23 protein-coding genes and 1 pseudogene are annotated in these 22,968 nt (G+C 63.2%); 9 read left to right on the top strand and 15 right to left on the bottom strand.

Translation table 11 applies throughout. The annotated features are described in order from the left end of the window. Positions 1–202: 202 nt before the first annotated feature. Positions 203–1,516, bottom strand: coding sequence for a prephenate-dependent tRNA uridine(34) hydroxylase TrhP (gene trhP, locus DYL59_RS29445; RefSeq protein WP_135292306.1), 1,314 nt, complete (start codon positions 1,514–1,516; stop codon positions 203–205). A 216-nt stretch (positions 1,517–1,732) separates the two neighbouring features. Here trhP and DYL59_RS29440 point away from each other — a divergent pair, with 216 nt between their 5' ends. From DYL59_RS29440 to DYL59_RS29430, 3 genes are read left to right on the top strand one after another with little or no spacing between them, the layout of a single operon-like run. Next, on the top strand, positions 1,733–1,996 hold the full coding sequence (locus DYL59_RS29440) for a DUF2790 domain-containing protein (RefSeq protein ID WP_135292305.1): 264 nt from the start codon (positions 1,733–1,735) through the stop codon (positions 1,994–1,996). Positions 1,997–2,037: 41 nt separating this feature from the next. Then, complete coding sequence (locus DYL59_RS29435; protein WP_135292304.1) at positions 2,038–2,250, top strand: hypothetical protein; 213 nt, start codon at positions 2,038–2,040, stop codon at positions 2,248–2,250. A gap of 33 nt (positions 2,251–2,283) precedes the next feature. Next, the gene (locus tag DYL59_RS29430) at positions 2,284–3,492 is read left to right on the top strand and encodes a cytochrome c biogenesis protein DipZ (RefSeq protein WP_135292303.1); all 1,209 of its coding nucleotides are present in this window, start codon (positions 2,284–2,286) and stop codon (positions 3,490–3,492) included. On the opposite strand, the gene DYL59_RS29425 is transcribed toward DYL59_RS29430, so the two are convergent. The 3 genes from DYL59_RS29425 to DYL59_RS29415 are packed head-to-tail and all read right to left on the bottom strand — an operon-like array spanning position 3,493 to position 6,117. Continuing rightward, positions 3,493–4,158, bottom strand: a complete 666-nt coding sequence (locus tag DYL59_RS29425) for a response regulator transcription factor (protein WP_238340784.1) — start codon at positions 4,156–4,158, stop codon at positions 3,493–3,495. It abuts the gene before it with no gap. A gap of 25 nt (positions 4,159–4,183) precedes the next feature. Continuing rightward, positions 4,184–4,555, bottom strand: a complete 372-nt coding sequence (locus DYL59_RS29420; protein WP_135292302.1) for a response regulator transcription factor — start codon at positions 4,553–4,555, stop codon at positions 4,184–4,186. Continuing rightward, entirely contained in the window at positions 4,555–6,117 is a 1,563-nt protein-coding gene (locus DYL59_RS29415) for a PAS domain-containing sensor histidine kinase (protein ID WP_135292301.1), read from the bottom strand. The genes DYL59_RS29420 and DYL59_RS29415 overlap by 1 nt, the downstream gene beginning before the upstream one ends. 181 nt (positions 6,118–6,298) lie before the next feature. Between DYL59_RS29415 and DYL59_RS29410 the strand changes: the two genes are divergently transcribed. Together DYL59_RS29410 and DYL59_RS29405 are read left to right on the top strand one after the other, a co-directional pair. Further along, positions 6,299–6,715, top strand: a complete 417-nt coding sequence (locus DYL59_RS29410) for an organic hydroperoxide resistance protein (protein WP_135292300.1) — start codon at positions 6,299–6,301, stop codon at positions 6,713–6,715. Between the two features lie 148 nt (positions 6,716–6,863). Then, positions 6,864–7,832 (top strand): quinone oxidoreductase family protein, encoded by a 969-nt coding sequence (locus DYL59_RS29405; protein WP_135292299.1) that lies wholly within the window; start codon positions 6,864–6,866, stop codon positions 7,830–7,832. On the opposite strand, the gene DYL59_RS29400 is transcribed toward DYL59_RS29405, so the two are convergent. Then, positions 7,833–9,041: an MFS transporter gene (locus DYL59_RS29400; RefSeq protein WP_135292298.1), complete on the bottom strand. Its 1,209-nt coding sequence runs from the start codon at positions 9,039–9,041 to the stop codon at positions 7,833–7,835. A gap of 172 nt (positions 9,042–9,213) precedes the next feature. Between DYL59_RS29400 and DYL59_RS29395 the strand changes: the two genes are divergently transcribed. Next, complete coding sequence (locus DYL59_RS29395; RefSeq protein ID WP_135292297.1) at positions 9,214–10,506, top strand: epoxide hydrolase family protein; 1,293 nt, start codon at positions 9,214–9,216, stop codon at positions 10,504–10,506. On the opposite strand, the gene DYL59_RS29390 is transcribed toward DYL59_RS29395, so the two are convergent. Together DYL59_RS29390 and DYL59_RS29385 are read right to left on the bottom strand one after the other, a co-directional pair. Further along, on the bottom strand, positions 10,496–13,345 hold the full coding sequence (locus tag DYL59_RS29390; protein WP_238340782.1) for an ATP-binding protein: 2,850 nt from the start codon (positions 13,343–13,345) through the stop codon (positions 10,496–10,498). The genes DYL59_RS29395 and DYL59_RS29390 overlap by 11 nt on opposite strands. A 63-nt stretch (positions 13,346–13,408) precedes the next feature. Beyond that, complete coding sequence (locus DYL59_RS29385) at positions 13,409–14,617, bottom strand: MFS transporter (protein ID WP_135292296.1); 1,209 nt, start codon at positions 14,615–14,617, stop codon at positions 13,409–13,411. A 102-nt stretch (positions 14,618–14,719) separates the two neighbouring features. On the opposite strand from DYL59_RS29385, the gene DYL59_RS29380 reads away from it, so the two are divergent. Beyond that, positions 14,720–15,535: an AraC family transcriptional regulator gene (locus DYL59_RS29380; RefSeq protein WP_202877211.1), complete on the top strand. Its 816-nt coding sequence runs from the start codon at positions 14,720–14,722 to the stop codon at positions 15,533–15,535. Here DYL59_RS29380 and DYL59_RS29375 read toward each other — a convergent pair. The 5 genes and pseudogenes from DYL59_RS29375 to DYL59_RS29355 all read right to left on the bottom strand — a co-directional run. Continuing rightward, positions 15,506–16,345: pseudogene (locus DYL59_RS29375) on the bottom strand (sensor histidine kinase); the annotation flags it as partial. The gene DYL59_RS29380 and the pseudogene DYL59_RS29375 overlap by 30 nt on opposite strands. A 53-nt stretch (positions 16,346–16,398) precedes the next feature. Beyond that, positions 16,399–17,832, bottom strand: a complete 1,434-nt coding sequence (locus DYL59_RS29370; RefSeq protein WP_135292294.1) for a catalase — start codon at positions 17,830–17,832, stop codon at positions 16,399–16,401. A gap of 93 nt (positions 17,833–17,925) precedes the next feature. Continuing rightward, a complete protein-coding gene (locus DYL59_RS29365; RefSeq protein ID WP_135292293.1) occupies positions 17,926–18,342 on the bottom strand; it encodes an organic hydroperoxide resistance protein in 417 nt (138 codons plus the stop codon). Between the two features lie 38 nt (positions 18,343–18,380). Next, complete coding sequence (locus DYL59_RS29360) at positions 18,381–18,752, bottom strand: RNA polymerase subunit sigma-24 (protein WP_135292292.1); 372 nt, start codon at positions 18,750–18,752, stop codon at positions 18,381–18,383. Between the two features lie 79 nt (positions 18,753–18,831). After that, the gene (locus tag DYL59_RS29355) at positions 18,832–19,611 is read right to left on the bottom strand and encodes a creatininase family protein (RefSeq protein ID WP_135292291.1); all 780 of its coding nucleotides are present in this window, start codon (positions 19,609–19,611) and stop codon (positions 18,832–18,834) included. 175 nt (positions 19,612–19,786) lie between these two features. Between DYL59_RS29355 and DYL59_RS29350 the strand changes: the two genes are divergently transcribed. Beyond that, positions 19,787–20,854 carry an AI-2E family transporter gene (locus DYL59_RS29350; RefSeq protein ID WP_135292290.1) on the top strand — a complete coding sequence of 356 codons (1,068 nt, stop codon included), beginning with the start codon at positions 19,787–19,789 and terminating at the stop codon, positions 20,852–20,854. Here DYL59_RS29350 and DYL59_RS29345 read toward each other — a convergent pair. From DYL59_RS29345 to DYL59_RS29335, 3 genes are all read right to left on the bottom strand, one after another. After that, entirely contained in the window at positions 20,851–21,033 is a 183-nt protein-coding gene (locus DYL59_RS29345) for a hypothetical protein (RefSeq protein WP_135292289.1), read from the bottom strand. The two genes, DYL59_RS29350 and DYL59_RS29345, sit on opposite strands and share 4 nt — an antisense overlap. 92 nt (positions 21,034–21,125) lie before the next feature. Continuing rightward, positions 21,126–21,320, bottom strand: a complete 195-nt coding sequence (locus DYL59_RS29340) for a hypothetical protein (RefSeq protein WP_135292288.1) — start codon at positions 21,318–21,320, stop codon at positions 21,126–21,128. Positions 21,321–21,551: 231 nt separating this feature from the next. Beyond that, a complete protein-coding gene (locus DYL59_RS29335; protein ID WP_122490077.1) occupies positions 21,552–21,911 on the bottom strand; it encodes a hypothetical protein in 360 nt (119 codons plus the stop codon). Positions 21,912–22,067: 156 nt separating this feature from the next. On the opposite strand from DYL59_RS29335, the gene DYL59_RS29330 reads away from it, so the two are divergent. Continuing rightward, positions 22,068–22,886, top strand: a complete 819-nt coding sequence (locus DYL59_RS29330) for a shikimate 5-dehydrogenase (RefSeq protein ID WP_135292287.1) — start codon at positions 22,068–22,070, stop codon at positions 22,884–22,886. The last annotated feature ends 82 nt before the right edge of the window (positions 22,887–22,968 follow it).

Genomic DNA, 22,968 nt, shown 5'->3' with positions numbered 1-22,968 from the left:
CCCAGCCATCGCGGGCAAGCCCGCTCCCACAGGGAATCGGCGGTGTACTCGATTCCCAAGCCCGGCACAGATCAAAATGTGGGAGTGGGCTTGCCCGCGATGGCGGTGGGTCAGCTCACACATGTATCGGCTGACACTCAGCCTTCGCGGGCAAGTCGAAGCGTCGCACCGCCGCTCCGACAGGGGAGAGGGGCACGGCTCATCAAACGTCGCGCATCAACAGGCCAAAGCGCAGATCCATCTCGGCCGGGATCGGCACATACACCGTGTGCCCATCCCCCGGCGCCACCTCGATGGCCTCGCCCTTGGCGTTGTGCATCATTTCCAGGTCAAAGTGAAAATTGCCGGCCGGGGTCATCAATTCCAGGTGATTGCCCAGCGCAAAGCGGTTCTTGACCTTGACCTCGGCCAGTTCGCCACGCCGCTCGCCGGTCAGCTCCCCCACAAATTGCTGGTGCTCGGAAACTGAGCTGCCGTTCTGGTAGTTCTGGTATTCGTCGTGCACATGGCGCCGCAGGAAACCTTCGGTGTAGCCGCGCTGGGCCAGGGATTCGAGGTCGGTCATCAGGCTGCGATCGAAGGTGCGACCAGCTACCGCGTCGTCAATCGCCTGGCGATACACCTGGGTGGTACGCGCACAGTAGAAGTGCGACTTGGTCCGGCCTTCGATCTTCAACGAGTGCACGCCCATGTGGGTCAGGCGCTCCACATGCTGCACCGCGCGCAGGTCCTTGGCGTTCATGATGTAGGTGCCGTGCTCGTCTTCGAAGGCGGGCATCTGTTCGTCGGGGCGATTGGCTTCCTGCAGCAGGAATACTTGATCGGTGGGTGCGCCAACCCCCAGGGTCGGCTGGCACTGTTGGACGATATCGCCGGTGGCGTTTTCTACCGCTGGCGTGGCCTGGTATTTCCAGCGGCACGCGTTGGTGCAGCTGCCTTGGTTGGCATCACGTTTGTTCATGTAACCCGAGAGCAAACACCGGCCGGAATAGGCCATGCACAGGGCGCCGTGCACAAACACCTCAAGCTCCATGGCCGGCACCTGCTGGCGGATCTCCGCGATCTCTTCCAGCGACAACTCCCGCGACAGGATGACCCGGCAAATCCCCAGCGTTTGCCAGAACTCCACGCTGGCCCAGTTCACCGTATTGGCCTGCACCGACAGGTGAACCGGCATCTGTGGGAAGTGCCGGCGCACCAGCATGATCAACCCCGGATCGGACATGATCAATGCATCCGGGCCCATGGCGATCACCGGGGCCAGATCCTTGAGGAAGGTCTTGAGCTTGGCGTTATGGGGCGCGATGTTCACCACCACGTAGAAGCGCTTGCCCTGGGCGTGGGCTTCGTCGATGCCCAGGGCCAGGTTGGCGTGGTCGAACTCGTTGTTGCGCACCCGCAGGCTGTAGCGCGGCTGGCCGGCGTACACGGCATCGGCACCGTAGGCGAAGGCATAGCGCATGTTTTTCAGGGTGCCGGCGGGGGCGAGCAGTTCGGGGGCAAGGATGGGAGGCATGGTCACGGATCGCAAAAAAGGCGCGAGGGTAGACGAGGCGCGCGGCGGGTTTATTGATCCAGGTCGGTCTTTGCGGTTTTTGTATCGCTGTGTATCGGCAGGGGCTGTGGATACGTATCGATTTACCCACGGGGTTTTTCGACACAGGCGCGATACCTCAGGGGCATTTAATGGCTTCCAACGAGGCATACCGCCTCCACCTTGGAGACTGACGATATGAACACCAAAACCCTCTTCGCCGCCTGCCTGTTTGCCGCCCTGAACATCTGCACCCTGTCGGCCCGCGCCGAAGCTGGTGTCACTGCGCAAACCTACAACTACGGCACCCACCTGGACATCAAGCGCGTGGTGTCGATGAGCCAGGACTCCCAGCCCGCCTGCGGCGTGGTGAATGCCCGCATGACCTACCTGGACTCCCACAACCAGACCCAGGTGCTGGACTACCTCAAGTTCGGCGACGGCTGCATCGGCGATAACTGAGTGCTCACCTTTCCCCCACGACTTGATACAGGAACACCGCCATGAACCACCTGACTCGCTTTCTGACGGCCTCTGCCTTCGCCCTTGCCGGTACGGCCGTACACGCCAATGCCGCAGTGGAAAAAACCAACTGCGCCAGCAACACCTGTTTTCAACTGACCCCGGTGCAAACCACGGCCAGCGATGACCTGCTGGTGGAAGACGGCGGCCGCCGCACCCCACTGGGCCGGATGCTGGACAACCAGACGGCCTGACCGGCCGTCCTTTTATCCCTAAAGGTGATAACCATGCTACTCATCGCATTCCTGGGCGGCATCCTGACCGTCCTCAGCCCTTGTATCCTGCCGGTGGTGCCGTTCCTGTTCGCCGGCGTCGACCGCAACCGCCGCTCGATCCTGCTGACCCTCGGCGGCATGGTCCTGACCTTTGCGCTGATCTCAAGCCTGGCGGTGGTCAGCAGCGAGTGGGTGGTGCAGGCCAATAACACCGGCCGGCATGTGGCGCTGATCGTGATGGTGCTGTTTGCCCTGTCGCTGATCTCTGCCCGTATCGGCGGCTGGCTGGCGCGGCCATTCGTGTTGCTGGGCAACCGCATCGACCCCGACAGCCGAGCCTTGTCCGGCCCGCTCAAGTCGCTGTTGATCGGCGTCGCCACCGGCCTGTTGTGGGCGCCGTGCGCCGGGCCGATCCTGGGCGTGATCCTCACCGGTGCCATGCTGCAAGGCGCCAATGCGCACACCAGCCTGTTGCTGCTGGCGTATGGGCTGGGCAGTGCGTTGTCCTTGGGCACATTGATTTTTGCCGGGCGTGGCCTGGTCAATCGGCTCAAGGTGTCAATCCCGGTTACCGGCTGGTTGCGCCGTGGGGCAGGGGTGGCGGTACTGGCGGCGGCGGTGGTGATCTCCACCGGGGCTGACAAAACCTTGCTGGCCGGCACCTCGTCCGAAGGCGTCGGCAGCCTGGAAAAAGGTGTGCTGCAAACCGTGCCCAAGGTATTGGATTACGTGGTGAGCAAGGTCAAGGCCGACCCCGTGGCAGACAACGCCAAGGGCGCCATGCCCTCGCTGGCCGGTGCGGTGCAGTGGCTCAATTCACCGGAACTGAGCGGTGACTCGCTGAAGGGCAAAGTGGTGCTGGTGGACTTCTGGACCTACGACTGCATCAATTGCCAGCACACCCTGCCGTACGTGAAAGAGTGGGCCAAAAAGTACGAAAAGGACGGTCTGGTGGTGATCGGCGTGCATACCCCGGAGTACGGCTATGAACGCATCATCGGCAACGTCAAGGACCAGGTGCGCAAGCTGGGCATCACCTACCCGGTGGCCATCGACAACAACTATGCGATCTGGCGCAACTTCGATAACCAGTATTGGCCGGCTCACTACCTAGTGGATGCCAAGGGGCAGGTGCGCTACACCCACTTCGGCGAAGGGCGGTATGACGAGCAGGAAAAGATGATCCAGAGCCTGTTGCAGGAAGCCAAGACAGCCCATTGATCAATCGAGCGGCTTTGCCAGCAAGGCCGCCATCTTCACCAGGTCCGCCAACGAGCGGGCCTTCATCTTTCGCATGGCTTTACCGCGATGGGCCTTGACCGTGATTTCACTGATCGCCAAATCTGCGGCAATTACCTTGTTCATATGGCCGGCGACCACCCTGGCCATCACTTCCTGCTCCCGAGGCGTCAGGCTGGCATGCGCGCTTTGCAGTGCGCGCAAGTGGTCCTGCTGGGCCAGGGCGGCACGGCTGCGCTGCAGCGCATCGGTAATGGCCTGCAGCAACACTTCGTCATTGAATGGCTTGGTCAGAAACTCCACGGCCCCGGCCTTCATGGCGCGCACGGTCAGGGGAATATCGCCGTAGCCGGTGATGAAAATGATCGGCGTGTCCGGGCGTTCGTTGGCGATGGCGGCTTGCAGGTCCAGGCCGTTGAGGTCGGGCAGGTTGATGTCCAGCACCAGGCAACTGGGCACCTGCGTGCGCGGCTGGGCCAGGAAGTCCTGGGCCGACTCGAACAGGCGTGGCTGCCACTGGGCGCAGCGAATCAACAGTTCCAGGGATTCGCGCACGGAAATGTCGTCGTCTACCACGAACACAATGGGAGAAGTGTCGGTCATCGGCGCAGCTCTGCGTTCGTGGGCCATCAGATGGGTTGCGTGCATCAGGATACCTCCTTGGTGGGCGAGCTCAATCAAGTGGCATGGCCGCGCTCAGGGCCCGGAGCAGTTGTGCTTCGCTGAAGGGCTTGAACAGGCAGTCCACCACGCCGTCGCTCAGCAATTCAGGGCGGTCGCTGGCATCGCCATGGGCGGTGATGAAAATCACCGGGATGGCGTGGCCGCGCACCTTGAGTGCTGCGTGCAGGTCGGGGCCTGACAGGCCGGGCATCGCCACATCCAGAATCAGGCAGCGGGTCTGCGCCACACACGGCGAGTCGAGAAACCCCTGGCCGGATGAAAACGCTTCGACGGCAAAGCCGAACTCCTTGAGCAGGTCTGGCAGGGATTCACGCACCGACTCGTCATCATCGACGACCGCCACGAGTAAAGGCCTTTGCATCAACTACCCTCCCTGGTCACGTCGGCAGCCGGGTCCGCCGCCGGTGGAATGGAAAATTGGAATGTGGCCCCCGGACCGTCGTTGGCCGTGGCCCACAGCACGCCTGCATGGCGCTCGATGATCGAGCGACTGATGGACAAGCCGATGCCCATCCCGGCGTTCTTGGTGGTGTAGAACGCATTGAACAGGCGCTCGGCGTCCAGTGGTTCGAAACCGCTGCCGTTGTCCTTCACGGCAAGGTAAACGCCTTGGTGTTCGTCCAGCCCGGTGCTGACGTGCAGGTGCCGCGCGCGGCCAGTCGAGGTGTTCATTGCCTCGGTGGCGTTGAGGATCAGGTTGAGGATCACTTGTTGCAACTGCACGCGGTCGCCCCTCACCGTTGGCAGGTCATCGGTGAACCCTGGATACAGCGCAACGCCGTTGCGTTGCAACTCGCCGAGCAACATGGCGATGACTTCCCGCGCCGCCTCGTTCAGGTCGACATTCTCGATGGTGATGCTTTTTTTCGAGAACAACGCGCGCAGGCGCTTGATCACATCGGCGGCGCGGTTGCCGTCGCGGATGGTGCGACGCGCCGTTTCCAGGGCACCGGCCACATTCGGCGGGTCGGCCCCCAGCATGCGCAGGCAGGTGCTGGCATTGGTAATGATGCCTGCCAGCGGCTGGTTGACCTCATGGGCAATCGACGCCGTAACCGCGCTGAGGCTGGCCACGCGGGCCAGGTGCGCCAACTCCGAACGCACCTTGCCCAGGGTTTCCTCTGACTGCTGGCGTTCGATGGCAATGCTGGCGGCAAGCATTTCGGCTTGCTTGCGGTCTTCGATGTCGGTGTTCTCGCCGTACCAGCGCGTCACCGCGCCCCATTCGTCACGCTGGGGCACGGCACGCACCAGGAACCAGCGATAGTGGCCGTCGAAGCGACGCAGCCGCGTCTCGTATTCGCCGGCCTCGCCAGACTGCAGCAGCGTGCCCCAGTAGTGGGCCAGTTGCTCGGCGTCGTCGGGGTGCACCGAACGGGCCCAGCCGATACCGCGTGCTTCGTCCAGGCTCATGCCGGTGTAGTCGCACCAGCGTTGGTTGACGAAGCCCACGCTGCCATCGGGCGCGGCACTCCACACAAAGCCGGGAATGGCGTTGATGATGTTGCTCAGGCGGTCTTCCGAGGCACTGACTTCGGCCAGTGCGTGGGCGATCAGGGCCTTGTCGCGTTTATGCTCGTCGATGTCGATGCAAATGACCCACCAGCGAGTGATGGTGCCCTGGCTGTCACGCATCGGCCGGCCGTCGCTGACGAACCAGCGGTGGGTGCCGTCCGCCTGTCTCAGGCGCAGTTCTTTGCGATACGGCTCACCGCTAAGCACCGCTTGGGCCCAGGCGTTGACCGTGCCCGGCAGGTCATCCGGGTGCACGGCCGACTGCCAGCCTGCGCCTGCCGCCTCGCTGGCGTCGCGCCCGGTGTAGGTGCACCAGCCTTGATTGACGTAGTCGACGCAACCATCACCCTGTGCAGTGAATGCCACGCCTGGCAGCGCCTCGACAACGCGATCGAATTCGTTCGACATACCGGTTCTCTATTTACAGGCGCCGTGCGACGAGGATGCCCTGTCGCGTCGCGCTCGCCCATCATACTTAGGTGTCGCATGCCGGCCGATACCATCGTGTAATCGATGGCCGGCACTGGCCCATGCTGTGATGGGGGCACGCATCGCGCATGCGTTTTCCCTCATCCTCAGGAGCTGTTCCATGACTGCCAAGAAAATACTCTATACCGCCAAAGTCCACACCACCGGCGCACGCGACGGTGGCACCTCGCGCAGCGACGACGGGCGCCTGGACATCCTGCATTCGTTGCCGGGCGCCAAGGGCAGCGGCACCAACCCCGAGCAACTGTTCGCCGCCGGCTGGTCGGCCTGCTTTGACGGCGCCCTGGGGTTGGCGGCGCGCGCATTGAAGGTGGCGCTGCCAGCGGACGTGGCGATCGATGCCGAGGTCGACCTGTGCACCGAGGGCGACGCCTACTTCCTGCGCGCACGCCTGAATATCAGCCTGCCAGGGGTGGAGCGCGCAGTGGCGCTGGCGCTGATCGAGAAGGCCCATCAGACCTGCCCCTACTCCAAGGCCGTGCGGGGCAACATCGATGTAGTGCTCAACCTGGTCTGAATGTAAGTCACTGTATCCGGCGCTGTGTGCGTTACACAGCGATTCAAACAGCCCACCTGCCGACATGCCGCAGATACATCCCCTGCCCAGCATGACGGCAGGTCTCGACGCCACCCGGTGTCGAGCGATTCCGCAGGCTGTGAACCCCATGAAAGCAATAGTGGTCAACGCATTTGGAGGCCCCGAGGTACTGAGGCTGGACGACGTTACACCCGGCAGGCCGGAGGCCGGGCAAGCGCTGGTCCAGGTAATGGCGGCCGGCGTCAACTTTATGGACACCGGCATTCGTCGTGGCCTGGGGCAGGCCAACCCGCTGCCCCTGACGCCAGGGGTGGAAGGGGCGGGTATCGTCGTGGCCGTTGGGCCCGGTGTGACCGAGGTGTCCGCTGGCGACCGCGTGGCATGGCAGTATGTGCCAGGCAGCTATGCCGAGTTGGTCGTCGCGCCGGTCAACCAACTGGTGCCCCTGCCCGATGACATCAGCTTCGAAACGGCCGCTGGCTTGATGATGCAAGGCCTGACCGCCAGCAATCTGGTGTTCCAGGTGCACGCCATCCAAAAGGACGACCTGGCTTTTATCCATGCCGCCGCCGGTGGGGTAGGGCTGATGCTGACGCAGATGGTCAAGTTGCTCGGTGGCAAGGTGATCGGCCGGGTGTCCCATGCCGACAAAGTCGACGCGGTATTGGCCGCCGGTGCCGATTACGTGGTGATCGGCCGGGCCGGTGATATTGCCCGCCAGGTCGAACGCCTGGTGGGTGAGCAAGCGGCGAATGTGGTGTACGACGGCACCGGCGCCGAGGGTTTCGATGAGTCAATCCGCCTGCTGGACTACTTTGGCACCTTGGCGTTGTACGGCCCGTTCATGGACCCGATTGCGCCCATCGATATCTTTGCCATGCCGCGCAGCATCAAGCTCACCTATCCCTCGGTGATGCACCATGTGCGCAGCCGCGAAGCCTTGCTCACGCATGCCCGGCAACTGTTTACCTGGGTGCGCACCGGGCGGCTCAACGTGAGCATTGGCCAGCGCTACAGCCTGGCAGAGGCGCAGCAGGCCCATCGCGATATCGAGTCGCGGCGCAGCACTGGCAAGCTGATTATCCTGCCTCAATAGCTAGGGCGCGGGTTGGCGCCCTCGCCAGACCAACACCGCCGCCAACAATAGGCTGCCAGCGTAGAACGTAAACACGTCCTGGACTCGCCAATGGGCATCCAGCAACACACCGGCGACGGTGGGCGACACAATCGCCCCCAGCCGTCCGGTGGCCAGCACCAGCCCCACGCCACGGGTGCGCACCGACGTGGCAAACGCCTGGGGTGCCATCACAAACAGCGCCGCGATAGCCCCATACAGCAATAGTCCGGCGAGCAACCCGGCCCCGGCGGCCAGCGCCGGAACACGGGTGGCGCCCACCATCAGCAGCAACAGCAACGCTTCGAGCAACAGGCAGCCCAGCAACAGCCGACGGCAGCCGCATCGGTTGGCCGCCAGCCCCACCAACAACGCCCCGAGCATGCCGCCCACGGTGAGCAGTAGCCCACCGGTAACGCCATGACGCTCGGAAAAGCCGCCCTGGGTCAGCAGGATCGGGGTCCAGCTCATCACAAAATAAAAGCCGAACATCAGCAAAAAACACACGGCTGCCAATGCCAGGGTCCAGCGCCAATGCCCAGTGCTGAACAGTTGCCCAAAGCCCGCACGCGGTCGATCAGGCGTGAGCGCCGGTGATTCGCGTAGCCACAGCACGCCGGCCGACCCAGCCACCAGCGTGAGGCCACCCCCGGCCAGAAACACATAGCGCCAACCCACACTGTCGTTGAGTGCGTGCGCCAACACACCGCCCAGGGTTGCGCCCAGGGCAAAGGCCACCGACTGCAAGGCAATCGCCAGGCTGCGTCGGTGGGGCGGGGCGTATTCGTGGGTCAATACGTTGGCCCCCACCAGCACTGCGCCAACGCCGACTCCGGTGAGTACCCGCAGGCACACTAGGCTGCACAGGCCCTGGCTCCAGAACGACAGCACCATGGCCACACCGCTGAGCAGCAGGCTGGCCAATAGCATTGGCCGGCGCCCATGACGGTCTGCCAGGGGCGCCGCAAACAACGAGCCGCAGGCCATGCCCACCAGGCTGGCGCTGAGCAGCACGCCGATCTGTGCACCGTTGAGCGCCCACTGCGCTGCCACCCGGCTGACCGTGAACGCCATGGCCATCGCATCCAGGCCATCGATCACGTTGAACAGCATGCACAGCCCCACCACGGTCCACGCCGCGCGCGCCGTTGAAACAGGGCCTGTGCCTACGCTGATTGCCTGCCCACTCATCGCTGTCTGTTCCCGCCTTTATCGAGCGCCGATGGCAGCATCCGGCGGCTGCGCTGGCAAGTCATACATAGGTATCGACCGACACCTACGTGCAATCGTGCCGGGGTACCCCCAATGGTTTGATCGCTTGCCCATGGGCCGTTCCGGCCTGTTGATCCCTAGGAGAGTCATCATGCTTGCCGCTTCGTCCGCGTTTCTCCGGCTGCGCTGCCGGGTTTCATTGTTTGGCCTTGCCCTGCTTGCCGGCAGCACAGGCGCCTGGGCCGCTTCCGACGCCATTCGCCCCTACCGCATTCACGTAGATGAGGCGCAATTGGCCGACCTGCACAAACGTATCGCCGCTACCCGCTGGCCAGACAAAGAGACGGTCAACGACACCTCCCAGGGCGTGCAACTGGCCCAGGTGCAGGCGCTGGTCAAGTACTGGGGCAACGGTTATGACTGGCGCAAGGCCGAGGCCAAGCTCAATGCGCTGCCGGAGTTCATCACCACCATCGACGGCGTGGACATTCAGTTCATCCATGTGCGCTCGCCCAACCCCAACGCCATGCCGCTGATCCTGACCCACGGCTGGCCGGGCTCACAATTTGAATTTCTCAAAACCATCGGCCCGCTCACCAACCCGGTGGCCTATGGCGGCCGCGTGGAAGATTCGTTCGATGTGGTGATCCCGTCGATCCCTGGCCACGGTTTTTCCGGTAAGCCCACCGAGCTGGGCTGGGGCCCCGACCGGGTGGCGAAGGCCTGGGATGTGCTGATGAAACGCCTGGGCTATAGCCATTACGTGTCCCAGGGCGGCGACCATGGCTCGGTGATCTCCGACGCCCTGGGCCGCCTGTCGCCTCCCGGCCTGCTGGGCATCCACCTGAACATGCCAGCCACCGTGCCGCCGGAACTGGTCAAGCCGATCAACAGTGGCGAGCCGGCCCCGGCGGCGCTGACCGACGCCGAGCGCACGGCCTACAACGCGCTGAGTACCTTCTTTGGCCGCAATGCCGCGTACGGTGCGATGATGGTGACCCGTCCGCAGACCATCGGCTACCTGCTGGCCGACTCGCCAGCGGGTACGGCAGCCTGGATGTACGAGAAGTTCGCCGCCTGGACCGACAGCGACGGCCACCCCGAGCGCGTGCTCAGCCGCGATGAAATGCTCGACGACATCAGCCTGTATTGGCTGACCAACACGGGAGCGTCCTCCTCGCGGTTCTACTGGGAGAACAACAACAATAACTTCAGCGCCGTGGCGCAGAAGACCGACACCATCAAGGTGCCGGTGGGCATCACCGTGTTCCCCCACGAGATCTACCAGGCGCCGAAAACCTGGGCGCAACGTGCGTACCCTTCGCTTTCTTATTACAGCCAGGTCAGCAAGGGCGGGCATTTCGCTGCGTGGGAACAGCCGCAATTGTTCAGTGAAGAATTGCGCGAGGCGTTCCGGCCGTTGCGTCCGGCCGTCAAGCCGTAACCCCGTCCAGGCGCGCCTGCAGCTGGCGCAGGTCCTGGGTGTCGAAGCCTTCGCAAAACTGCTCGCGGCACTGGCTCAGCAACTGCTGGGCCTCGGTGCCGCGACCTTGTGTGTGCCACAGCGCGGCCAGGTCCAGGGCGCTGCGCAATGTCCAACTGCGTGAACCTTGTTGTTGGCTCAGTGCCAGGGATTCTTCCAGCAACGCCTCGGGGTTGGGGTGGATACTGGCCTGGATACGCAACAGCTCAGGCAGGGCAAAGGCATCGCCGCTGTGGCGGCAGTGCGCGATGGTGGCCTCGACCTGCAGCCGGGCTTTATCGAATTGACCGTCCTGGATCAAGCCTTCGACCAGGGCCATCTCGAACGGTGTGGTCAGCAACTCGTAACGCATGCCGTGCAGCCGCGCCAAGGCTTCTTCCAGCACCGCCACCGCATCCCCCGGTTGCCCTGCGCGAATATCAATCGCGGCACCGATGCCCATGGCGGCCGCCACATAAGGGCCGAAGGCGTTGGCCTCGGCGATGGACCGGAAGGTTTGCAGGCTGTCGGCGGCCCTGTCCAGGTCGCCTGTCCAGATGTAGATCTGCAACGTCCACACCAGCGCGATGCAATAGGTGGCCGCGTGACCCAGGTCGGCGGCTTGGGCTTCGACGTGTTGCGCGCCATGCCGGGCCTGGTCGGCAAACCCCATCAGCCACAGCGTGCGCGCCAGGGCCAGGCCGGTGCGGTTGCGATGATCGAAGCCGTAGTGGATGGTGAGGCTGCGCTCCGACGGCAGGCTGTTGCGCAGGGAGTGTTCCAGCGCCTGGCGTGCGCGTGGTTGATCGCCCAGCAAGTGATAGGCAATCCCGGCCAGGGAGGCGGCCACGGCAATCGCCTCAGGCTTGCCGATCAGGGCACCGACTTGCACCGCGCGTTCGGCCCAGGCCAGGGAGCTGGCAAAGTCGCCGATGCGTTCGTAGAAAATTTGCAGGCGCCCCAGCAGGCGCAATTGGGAGTCGTGGTCGCCCAGGTTCACGGCGATGTCCAGGGCGCGCAGCAAGGCTCTTTCCGCTGCCGTGCTATTGCCCATGGTGAACATCAGCACCAGGCCCAGGGCGGCTTGCAGTTCCATTTCGGTCGAGGTGCCGAAGTAGCCAAGCTCCAGCAGTTCGGTGGCGCGGGAGCACCAGGTGCGGCACTCCACCAGCAGTGAAAAATGCAGGAACAACTGCGCGCTGGCGGCCGCCAGCGGCAGGGCCAGGCCGGGGTCGCCCTGGGGGCCGAAGCTCCATTCGAGCGCGCTGCGGATATTGCCCAGCTGGCAGCCCAAGCGTGTTGAGCTGGCAAAGATTTCGTGGGGGCTGTCGCCCAGGTGCTTGAGTTGCTCCACATGGTAGGCCGCATGCCGAAAAGCCAGCGCATGCACCTCCAGGGGGCCGCGCAGCTGCAGTTTTTCCCGGGCATAGGCGCGGGTCATCTCCAACAAACGGTAGGAGGCCGTGAAGTTGTTGCGGTTGACGGTGACCAGGCCCTTGGCGACCAGTTCATCCAGGGTGGCCGCCACGGTGACCGGGTCGATCCAGTCATCGGCGGCAATGTGCGAGCCGCCATCGACGCCAAAGGGCCCGACAAACACCGCCAGGCGATCAAACACCAGGCGTTCGTCGGCCGACAGCAGGTCATAGCTCCAATCGAGCATCGAACGCAGGGTCTGGTGGCGTGGTAACGCCGTGCGCCGGCCTGCCCAGCCAAGGGAGAACCGCTCGCCGAGCATGGCATGGGTGGCGTGCACGCCATGCACCGCCACGCGTACGGCGGCCAGTTCGATGGGCAGTGCCATGCCTTCCAGGCGTTGGCACATGTCGGCAATCAAATACGCATCACCGGGCGCCAGGGCCAGGGCGGCGTTGTTCGACGAGACGCGTTCGACAAACAGTTGCACGGCGGGAAACGCGAGCAGTTGTTCGCCGCTCAAGTCCTGCAGTTCGGCAGGGAATGCCAGTGGATCAAGCCGGTGCACATGTTCGCCGCGCGCCCGCAAAGGCTCGCGACTGGTGGCGAGGATGGCCACGGCCGGGGCCTCGTCGCGGATGTGCTCGACGATGGCACAGACCGCGTCCACCAAGTGTTCGCAGTTGTCGATGATCAGCAGCAACTGCTGCGAGCGCAGATGGGCGAGCAGTACAAACATCGGCTCTTCGGCCTGCACCGCAATGCCCAGGGCACTGGCCAGGGCGAAGGGCACCAGGTCGGCATCTTCAAGCTGGGCCAGGTCGACGAAGTGCACGCTGTCATCCCCGGCACGGCGATGGCCGACTTCCACCGCCAGGCTGGTCTTGCCCACGCCGCCGGGGCCGACGATGGTGAACAGCTTGGGCACCTGCAGGCGTTCCAGTACCAACGCCACATCCGTGTCGCGGCCGATCAGGCTCGGGCGTGGCGGCAGGCCGCCGACGGCGTTGGCAATGCGCTTGGTTTTCGCAGGGGCAGGCGCGGCGAGGGGCGAGCGCTCGATGGGCGCCACGAAGGCGTAGCCCACGCCCATCTGGGTGTTGATATAGCGTGCGCCGTCTTCACCATCCCCCAGGATGCGACGCAGCCCGGTCATGTGAAAACGCAGGCTGCCTTCTTCGACGACGATATCGGGCCACACCAGGTTGATCAGCTCGCGCTTGGACACCACCCGACCCGGGCGTTCAAGCAGTGCGATCAACAGGTCGAGGGCGCGGCCGCCGATATCCACCGCCAAATCGTTGCGGGTGAGCAGGCGCTCGCCTGGCATCACGCGGAAGGGGCCGAAGGCAAAGCATGGGCTCACGGGCTCGTGCAGGTCGTCAGGGGCGGACGCCACGGTCATCACGCTCTCGAAAAAAAGGGGGGGCTGGACGGTGCTGGAATGATAGGTGTTTTAGCGCTCTGTTCAAGTCCGTACAACCGCGTGGCCAGGCTCTGCACGGCGGCTGGCAGGCTTGAGGACGGGCGTCAGGCACAGCATGAACACCAGCACGGCAAACAGCATCGTATAGGCCAGGTGGTAGTTGCCGGTGTAGTCCCGCAACGCGCCGAAGCTCAGGGGGCCCAGCGCGGCGACCAGGTAGCCGATAAACAGCATGAACACGGTCCAGGCGCCGGCCTCTGCGGGGGAGTTGGCGTTGTCCAGGGGCAATGTCATGCCCACGGTAAACGACATGCCCAGGCCGACGGACACCAGCAGCACATACAGGGTGGGCCAGGCGCCAGGGGCGAATGCCATACCGGCGCTGCCCAACAGCGCCAGCAGCGTGCACAGCGCCAGCAGGCCACGGCGGTCATGGGCTTTGCCGGGGAGCACACCGGCGCCCACGCTGGCCACGGCGAATACGGCGGTAAACAGCCCCAGCAAGGCACCGGCGGGCAGATGGGTCACTGCGGTTTCGGTAGAGGCCGGCGCGAGCCAGGCAAAGAGGGCGTACACCACGAATTGGCTGGCACCGAAGTACAGCGCCACCAGCCAGGCCTGGGAGTTGCCCCACGGCAGGCGCACGGAACGGCTCGGTTGCGCGCTGGCCTTGGGCGCGCCGCTGGCGAAGCGCCGGGCCATCCACCGCCAACTGATCACCGCCGTGACACACAACAGGCTCCACACCCCGGCCCCCACGCGCCAGCTGTGGGCAAGTTCGGTAAGGGGTGCGGTAAACAGTGCAGACAGGGTTGCCCCCACGCTCAAGCCTGCGGCATAAATGCCCATGAAAAACGCAGGCCGGTGGGGGAAGTGCGCTTTGATCCAGCCGCCGATCAGGGCGCCGGCGATGGCAATGCCGACACTGACCAAAAACGTGCTGAACAGCAGGAACATCGCACTCGGCGACACCGCCCGCAGCAAACAGGCGCCGCCCAGCAATACCAGCGCGGCAATCACGCAACGGTCGGTGCCGAAACGTTGGCTCAGGTTGGGCGCCAGCAACGCCAGGACACCCATGCACACATCCGGGATGGAGGTCAGCAGCGCTGCCTGGGTAAAGCTCAAACCGTAGTGCTCCTGGATCAGCAGCAGAATCGGCCCGATGGACACGATGGCCGGGCGCAGGGCAATGGACAGCACCAACAGGCCGATGATGGCTGCCAGGCTATGTTTGTGGGTGTCGGTCATGTGCATAGGCCCTGGGGTCGTGGAGTCAGGGCGATCGTAGCAATGTAAAATAAACGACAAATGCCAGCTTCTATCGACAAAGTGACAATCTGGGAACCCGCCATGAAACACGACGCACGCACCGTCAGCCCCGCCGCCAACGTGAACGGCCGCAGCGAGGATTACCTCGACTACCAGGACGTGCCGCGTGTGATGACGGCGCTGGTGCGCAACCAGGCGAGCGGCGAGTACAACGCGCCCCACACCCATCGCCATGGCCAGCTGTTGTATGCCATCAGTGGGGTGATGCGCGCCGAGGCCGATGGCAGCCTGTGGTTTTTGCCGCCCAAGCGGGCGTTGTGGATTCCCGCTGGCGTGGTGCATGACCAGTTGATGCTGACGCCGGTGCAGATGCGCTCCATTTATATCCAGGCCGATGCGGCGCAGGGTTTTGGTGACCGCTGCCGTGTGGTGGATGTGTCGCTGCTGTTGCGCGAGTTGATTTTGGTGCTGGCCAGCGAACCTATCGAGTATTCGCTCGAAGGTCGCAACAGCCATGTCGTGGCATTGATTCTCAGCGAACTGGCCGCTGCACCTACCTTGCCGCTGCAGATCCCCTGGCCGCTGGACCGCCGTTTGCTGGTGGTGTGCAACGCGATTCTGGACGCGCCGGGGCAGAGCCACCTTGTCGAGTATTGGGCCGACAAGGTGGGGGCCAGTTCGCGCACGTTGATCCGCCTGTTTCTCAAGGAGACCGGCCTGACCTACCGCCAATGGGTGCAGCAAGTGCGCCTGGCCTGCGCCCTGGAACGCCTGGAGAAGGGCGAGTCCGTTGGCCGGATCGCCCGGGAGTTGGGCTATGTGAGTGCAAGTGCCTTCAGTGCGATGTTTCGCCGAGCCATTGGCACCTCACCGCGGGAGTTTCTGGTGCGCGACTGATTGCGGCAATGCCAGCTGTGCGCACAAGCCGCCACCGGCGCGGTTGGACAGGGTCAGGGCGCCTTGCAGGCTCTGCGCCAGTTGTTGCGAAATCGCCAAGCCCAATCCGGTCCCTTTGGTGTGGCGGTTGCAGGCGCTTTCTACCCGGTAGAACGGCTTGATCACCTCGGGCAAGTGCGCCTCGGGAATGCCGGGGCCACGGTCGAGGATCTGGATCAGCAGGCGTCCGCCAGCCTGGGGCTCCACATTCACGGTGACCTCGCTGCCAAACTTGAGCGCGTTGTCCACCAGGTTCACCAGCACCCGGCGCAGCGCGTGGGGGCGTGTGTCGATGACGGTGCCCAGTTGCGCCCGCAGCACCACGCTGTGTCCGACGTCCTGGTAGTCGAACACCAGGCTGTCGAGAAACGAGTGCAGGTCGACGCGGCGGCTGGCTTCGACCGTGCCGTGCAGGCTGCGGGCATAAGCCACGCCTTCCTGGACCAGGTGCTGCATTTCGCTGAGGTCATTGCACAGCTTGTCCCGCTCCACCGACTCTTCCATGAACTCGGCGCGCAGTTTCATACGGGTAATGGGGGTTTGCAGGTCATGGGAAATCGCAGCGAGCAGTTGCAGGCGCTCTTGCAACCCGTCGCCAAGTGCTTGCACCGGTGTCTGCACGCGGTTCAACGGCCTTGGCACCAGCCAGATGCAGCCCAGCAGCAACGCCAACTGCACCATCAGTAATGGCGTCAGCCACAGTGAGCCGGCCAGCGCGCGGATCTCGATCACGAACGCCAGCCCTTGGGCGATCACCAGGCAGGCCAGGTAGATCCACGTTAGGCGCGCAGCCAGGGAGTGCAGCGGCTTGAGTTCCATATGGCTCACCCCAGTCGTTCGATGGCTTGGGCAACACCGGCGCCGTACGCCGGGTCGGCGAGGGTGCAGTGCTGGATATGGCGTTGCTTGGCCTCGGCGCTGGCGCCCTGGATGGAGCGGGCCGTGTTGGCAAACAACACCTCTTGTTGCGCCGGGCTCATCAGGCGAAACAGCGCGCCGGGTTGGGAGAAGTAATCGTCGTCTTCCCGGTGGTTCCAGTGCGCGGCGCTGCCGTGCAGGGCCAGGGGCGGCTCGCGAAAGTCCGGTTGCTCGGCCCACTGGGCGTGGCTGTTGGGCTCGTAGCCTGGGGTGCTGCCGGCGTTGCGGTCGGTACGCATCTGCCCGTCGCGGTGGTAGCTGTTGACTGGACAGCGCGGTGCATTCACCGGGATCTGATGGTGGTTCACCCCCACGCGATAACGCTGTGCGTCGCCATAGGCGAACAGCCGCGCCTGGAGCATTTTGTCGGGCGAGAAGCTGATGCCCGGTACCACGTTGGCAGGGTTGAAGGCTGCTTGTTCGACGTCGACAAAGTAGTTGTCGGGGTTGCGGTTGAGCTCCAGCACGCCGACTTCGATCAGCGGGTAGTCCCCATGTGGCCAGACTTTGGTCAGGTCAAACGGGTTGATCGGGCAATGCGCCGCATCCGTCTCGGGCATGATCTGCACATACAGCTTCCAGCGCGGAAAACGGCCTTCCTCGATACTGGTGTAGAGATCGCGCTGCGCACTTTCACGGTCGTTGCCGACCACAGCGCTGGCCTGCTCATCGGTGAGGTTGTGGATGCCTTGCTCGGTCTTCCAGGTGAACTTCACCCAAAAGCGCTGGTTGGCCGGGCTGATAAAACTGAACGTATGGCTGCCGAAACCGTGCATGTGCCGGTAGGACTGCGGCACGCCCCGGTCGCTCATCACAATCGTGACCTGGTGCAGGGCTTCGGGCAGCAGGGTCCAGAAATCCCAGTTGTTGCGGGCGCTGCGCATGTTGGTGCGCGGGTCGCGCTTGACCGCGTGGTTGAGGTCGGGGAATTTCAGCGGGTCGCGCAGGAAAAACACTGGGGTGTTGTTGCCCACCAGGTCCCAGTTGCCTTGGTCTGTGTAGAACTTGATGGCGAAGCCGCGAATATCGCGCTCGGCATCGGCCGCGCCACGTTCGCCCGCCACCGTGGAGAAGCGCACGAACACCTCGGTGGTCTTGCCGATGTGCGAGAACAGGTCGGCCTTGGTGAAGTGGCTGATGTCATGGGTGACGGTGAAGCTGCCGAACGCACCGGAACCCTTGGCGTGCATGCGGCGTTCGGGGATCACTTCGCGGTCGAAGTGGGCAAGTTTTTCCAGTAGCCACACGTCTTGCAGCAACACCGGGCCACGGGGGCCGGCAGTTTGCGAGTGGTTGTTGTCGACTACCGGAGCGCCGGCGGCTGTGGTCAGTTTTTTCATGGGGGGTGCCTGGATGCCTGATTGTTGTTGTGTCACATCAAAACAGAGCATCCGGGGCGGGGCGATTGCACGTAGGTATCGACTGGCGCGGTTTCAGGCGAGGGTAAAACTGACTTCGATGTTGCGACGTGTGGCCTTGGAGTAAGGGCAGTTCTGGTGGGCGGCTTCGATCAGTTGCTGCGCGGTGTCCGCTTGGATGTGCGGTAACGACACGCTGATGCGCGCTTGCAGGAAAAAGCCCTGCTCAGCGTGCAGCAGATCGACCTGGGCATCGACCGCCGCCGTGGCCGGGAAGCTGATTTTACGGGCGTTGCAGGCATGGCGCAGGGCACCCAGGAACGATGCCGACCAGCACACTGCGAACAGTTGCTCGGGGTTGGTGCCATTGCCGGGCGCGCCGGGTGGCGAGAGTTTGACGGCCAGGCGCCCATCATCACTGTGCCCGGTGCCTTCACGACCGCCGGTGGTGTAGGTATGGCCGGAGTAGAGAACTTTTTCGATGCTCAGCATGGGCATGTCCTGGGAAAACTGAAGGTGTTGGAGTGACGTCAGATGGCCCACAGGATGTCGGGCGGGTTCAACAGAGGGACGACGGTGTTGGCGCGCAGATGGTGGAGCAGGGTGGTGCGGGCGATGTCCAGCAACCAGGCGCGAAAGGGCTGGCAGGGGTCGTAGTCCGTGGGTTTTTCCAGCAGCGCCTTGAACGCACTGTGGACCAGGCACTCGACCTGTTCGGGGCGGATTCGCCCCGCCTGCACCTGGCCCTCATAAAACGCCTTGAGCAGCGGAGTGACCTGGATGGACAGTCGCCGCCCAGCACTGCGGTTACCGCTGACGACATGGGCCATCAATAGGCGCAGTGCTTCACTTGCGAGTCGGTCATCCGTGCTCAGGCAACTGGCGCGATACCCTTCGGTCATGATGGCATCCCTCTTGAATGCTGACGGTGGTGAGCTTCAAGAGTGATGCCTGGCCCCTCGGGCTGCCAGTTATGCGCTGTTAGCAGTTGTTAGTCGAGCCACTGATGGCGCCGAACGGTGCGGTTTCCCGGCTGAACGCCTCCAACTCCTTGACCAACCCGAGGGCGGCCAGCTGCACCAGTTCGCGGCCTTTCTCTGGCGTTGCCTGGCCTGGGTCAGAGCCCATCCGGCCATCGGGGAAGCGTGAGCGGAAGTCGTGGGCCTCGCGAATCGGCCCGGAATTGGCGATTTGCGGCGAATACTCGGCCGACTTGATCGCGTCCGGATAGGCCCACTGCGTCACCGCAATTTCCGACGGTGTGGCATGGATGCCGTGGCCGGTGGGAAATTGCTGGTTGGCCAGCGCGCCTACGCCTTCCAGGTCCCACCAGTTGGTCAGCTTCAGGGCAAACCCGGCGGGCCGTCGGGCGAAGCTGGCCTCGGCGTACAGCTGGGAAAACGCGGCCTCGATCGAGGCAATGTTGCCGCCGTGGCCGTTGAGGAAGTAGATCTTCTCAAAGCCATGGGCCACCAGTGAGCGCGTCCAGTCTTCGATGGCGGCGATAAAGGTCGATGGCCGCAGCGTGATGGTGCCCGGAAAACCCAGGTGATGCTGCGCCATGCCAATGTTGAAAGTGGGCGCGATGAGGATATCGGCGCTCGCTTGTGCGTGGTGGGCAATGATCTGCGGGCACATCCAATCGGTGCCCAACAGGCCGATGGGCCCGTGCTGCTCGTTGGAGCCGATGGGGATGACGATGGTGCGGCTGCGTTGCAGGAATGTCTCGATTTCAGACCAGGTCGACAGATGTAAAAGCATGGTGTGGCCTCACGGTTCGGTGATGGAACATCGGGTATGCGTGGGCCATCTCATCACGGGGTGTCGGGGGGCGACATTACACGTAGGTGTCGATCAAGGGCACTCGCTGGCGCCGGCGCGGACTAAACATCAGGGCGCACGTAAGCGTCCGGCGTTTATCTGGAATGGACCGCACATGAACACGACCAACCTGCAATTCAAAACCCTGCTCTTACTGTTGGTCCTGGTGACCGTTGCTTTTATCTGGATCCTGCTGCCGTTCTACGGTGCGGTGTTTTGGGCTGTGATCCTCGGCATCATCTTTGCGCCGATGCAGCGCCGACTGCAGTTGAAGTTCGGGCGCAACCGCAACCTTACATCCCTGGCGACATTGTCGGTTTGCCTGGTGATCGCCATTTTGCCGGTGATCATCACCAGTGCCTTGTTGGTGCAGGAGGGGGCGACGCTCTATAAAAACGTCGAGAGCGGCAAGCTGGATGTGGCGGGGTATATCGAGCAGTTCAAGAACTTCTTGCCGCCGTATTTCCAGCACCTGCTGGACCGCTTCGGCATGGGCAACCTGGAAGGGTTGCGGGAGAAGATCGTCAAGAGCGCGATGCAGGGCAGCCAGTTCTTCGCGACCCAGGCGTTCAGCTTTGGCCAGGGGACGTTTGATTTTCTGGTGAGCTTTTTCATCATGCTGTACTTGCTGTTCTTCCTGCTGCGCGACGGCCCTGAACTGGTGCGCAAGGTGCGCACGGCGGTGCCATTGGCCGAGCCGCAGAAGCGTCGGTTGCAGCTCAAGTTCAACCGGGTGGTGCGTGCGACCGTCAAGGGCAATGTGCTGGTGGCCGTGACACAGGGCGCGTTGGGTGGGTTGATCTTCTGGTTCCTGGACATCCCCAGCGCGTTGCTCTGGGCGGTGTTGATGGCGTTTCTGTCACTGCTGCCGGCAGTGGGCGCCGGGATTGTGTGGGGGCCGGTGGCCGCTTACTTCCTGCTGAGCGGCTCGATCTGGCAGGGCGTGGTACTGGGTTTGTTTGGTGTATTTGTGATCGGCCTGGTGGACAACGTGCTGCGCCCGATCCTGGTGGGCAAGGACACCAAAATGCCGGACTACCTGATTTTGATCTCGACCCTGGGCGGCCTGTCGGTGTTTGGCCTCAACGGGTTTGTGATCGGGCCATTGGTGGCGGCGCTGTTCATGTCCAGTTGGGCGCTGTTTGTGGAAAGCAAGCCACGGGTCAAGCTGCCGCTGCCTTAAGCGTGAAGCTTGAAGGTCGAGGCCTGTTGCAGCTGTTTTTCGGCGGCGGACAACGAGGTGAGCGGGCCGCTGATGGCTTCGCCATCGCGTACCAGGTACCAGCAGGCGAGCAAACCTGACGCCCGCAGGGGGGCGGGGACGGCGCTGCCGATGACGGACATGATGTGAACAGTGGGCATAAGGACCTCCAATCGCTATGGGGGTCACCTTACGGGGTGGGGCGCCTCAGGAAAAATCACCTGTCTCGATAGTCGACATTGATGCGAGGCGTTCAGTCCACCACCTGGTCGAGCATGCTCACCACTTCCTGCTCGCTGAGCAGGCCCTTGCGCACCAGGTTTTCGGCCAGCAACGCGAGGAACTTGGCGCTGCGGTGGCCTTCCAGGGCCTTGAGTTCGGTGAGGGCACTGTAGACCTTGCTGGACGTGCAAAGGCCAGCGGTGCGGTGCGGGTTTTGGGTTGGCATGGTCAGTCGTCCTTAATTTTTATTGGGTGGACAGGGTCGATAGTGAAAGTGTGTCGTGACGCAAACATGACAGCGCAGGCCCCAATCGAGCAAGTAGACAATGGTGTTGATCATGTGCGATTACGCCTCGTCCATTGTCCCGAGAACGACCTTGGCGCGATAAATCCAGACTTTTTCATGCAAAAAAAAGGCCTCGCGGGGTGGGCGAGGCCTGTTTCAGACGATTGGGGCTTACCAGCCGCGGCCGTAATAACCGTGCGGAGGGCCGTAGTAGCCACGGGGTGGCCCGTAGTACACCGGCGCCGGGCGGTAATAAACCTGTTGTTGCACATACACCGGTGGCGGCGGTGCGTAGTAGACCGGCGGCGGTGCGGCATACACCGGTTGCGGCTGGACATACACCGGCTGCTGCTGCACGTAGACCTCACGGGGTTGGCTGGCAACCACGGAGCCCACCACGGCGGCACCGACTAAAGCACCCAACACGGCCGGGCCACCCCATCCGCCACCACCGTGGGCGGAAGCTTGGCCGGCCATAGCGAGTGCGCCAACCAGCAGGGCGATCTTGGGGATTGTACGAATCATGGTCATTCCTCGGTTAGCCCCTGCGCTTGTGGTCTGCAATCAATAGACTCAAGGATTGTCGCGGGGATACTTTTAAGACAACGTATTTCTGAAAAACAGCACGGCCGCTAGGTAAAGGTTGTGTAAGGTCTGTACCGATTTGCTTACTCAAAGGAGTTTTCCATGCAGATGCACCCCAACAAGGACACCCAACTGTGTATGTCACTGTCGGCGCGCCCTGGGAATTTTGGCCTGCGTTTTCATAACCACCTGTACGAACAGCTGGGTCTGAACTTCTACTATAAAGCCTTCAGCAGTCAGGATTTGCCTGGCGCGATCGGTGGTATCCGTGCGCTGGGCGTGCGGGGATGCGGGGTTTCGATGCCGTTCAAGGAGGCCGCCATTGCCCTGGTGGACGAACTGGATCCGTCGGTGCAGGCCATCGATTCGCTGAATACCATCGTCAACACCGATGGCCATCTCAAGGCCTACAACACCGACTACATCGCCATCGAGCAACTGCTCAAAACCCACGCCGTGCCCAAAGACTCCACCTTCGGCCTGCGCGGCAGCGGCGGCATGGCCAAGGCTGTGGCCAGCGCCCTGCGTGATGGTGGTTATGCCCACGGTGTGATCGTGGCGCGCAATGAAGCTGCGGGCCGGGCGTTGGCGCAGAACCTGGGGTATGAATGGCAGGCCGAGCTGGGCGAGTTGCGCCCGCAGATGCTGATCAACGTGACGCCCATCGGCATGACCGGCGGGCCTGAGGCGGATGCATTGGCGTTTGATGCCGAGGCTGTGGATGCGGCAGAGACTGTGTTCGATGTGGTGGCTATCCCCGCCGAAACGCCGTTGATCGTGCGGGGCAGGGCACAGGGCAAGCGGGTGATTACCGGGTTGGAAGTGATTGCGATCCAGGCGTTGGAGCAGTTTGTGCTTTATACCGGGGTGCGGCCGACCTCGGAACAGTTCGAAAAAGCCGTGGCGTTTGCCCGCAGCTAAAGCCTTGCACAGACCCCATGTGGGAGCGGGCTTGCTCGCGAAAGCGGTGTTTCAGTCAGTACATGTGTGACTGATACACCGC

Origin of the sequence: Pseudomonas kairouanensis (genome assembly GCF_004682055.1) — a bacterium.
GTDB classification, from domain to species: Bacteria; Pseudomonadota; Gammaproteobacteria; order Pseudomonadales; family Pseudomonadaceae; genus Aquipseudomonas; species Aquipseudomonas kairouanensis.
The sequence above is the reverse complement of the archived record's forward strand: the minus strand, read 5'-3'. Positions and strand labels throughout refer to the sequence as shown.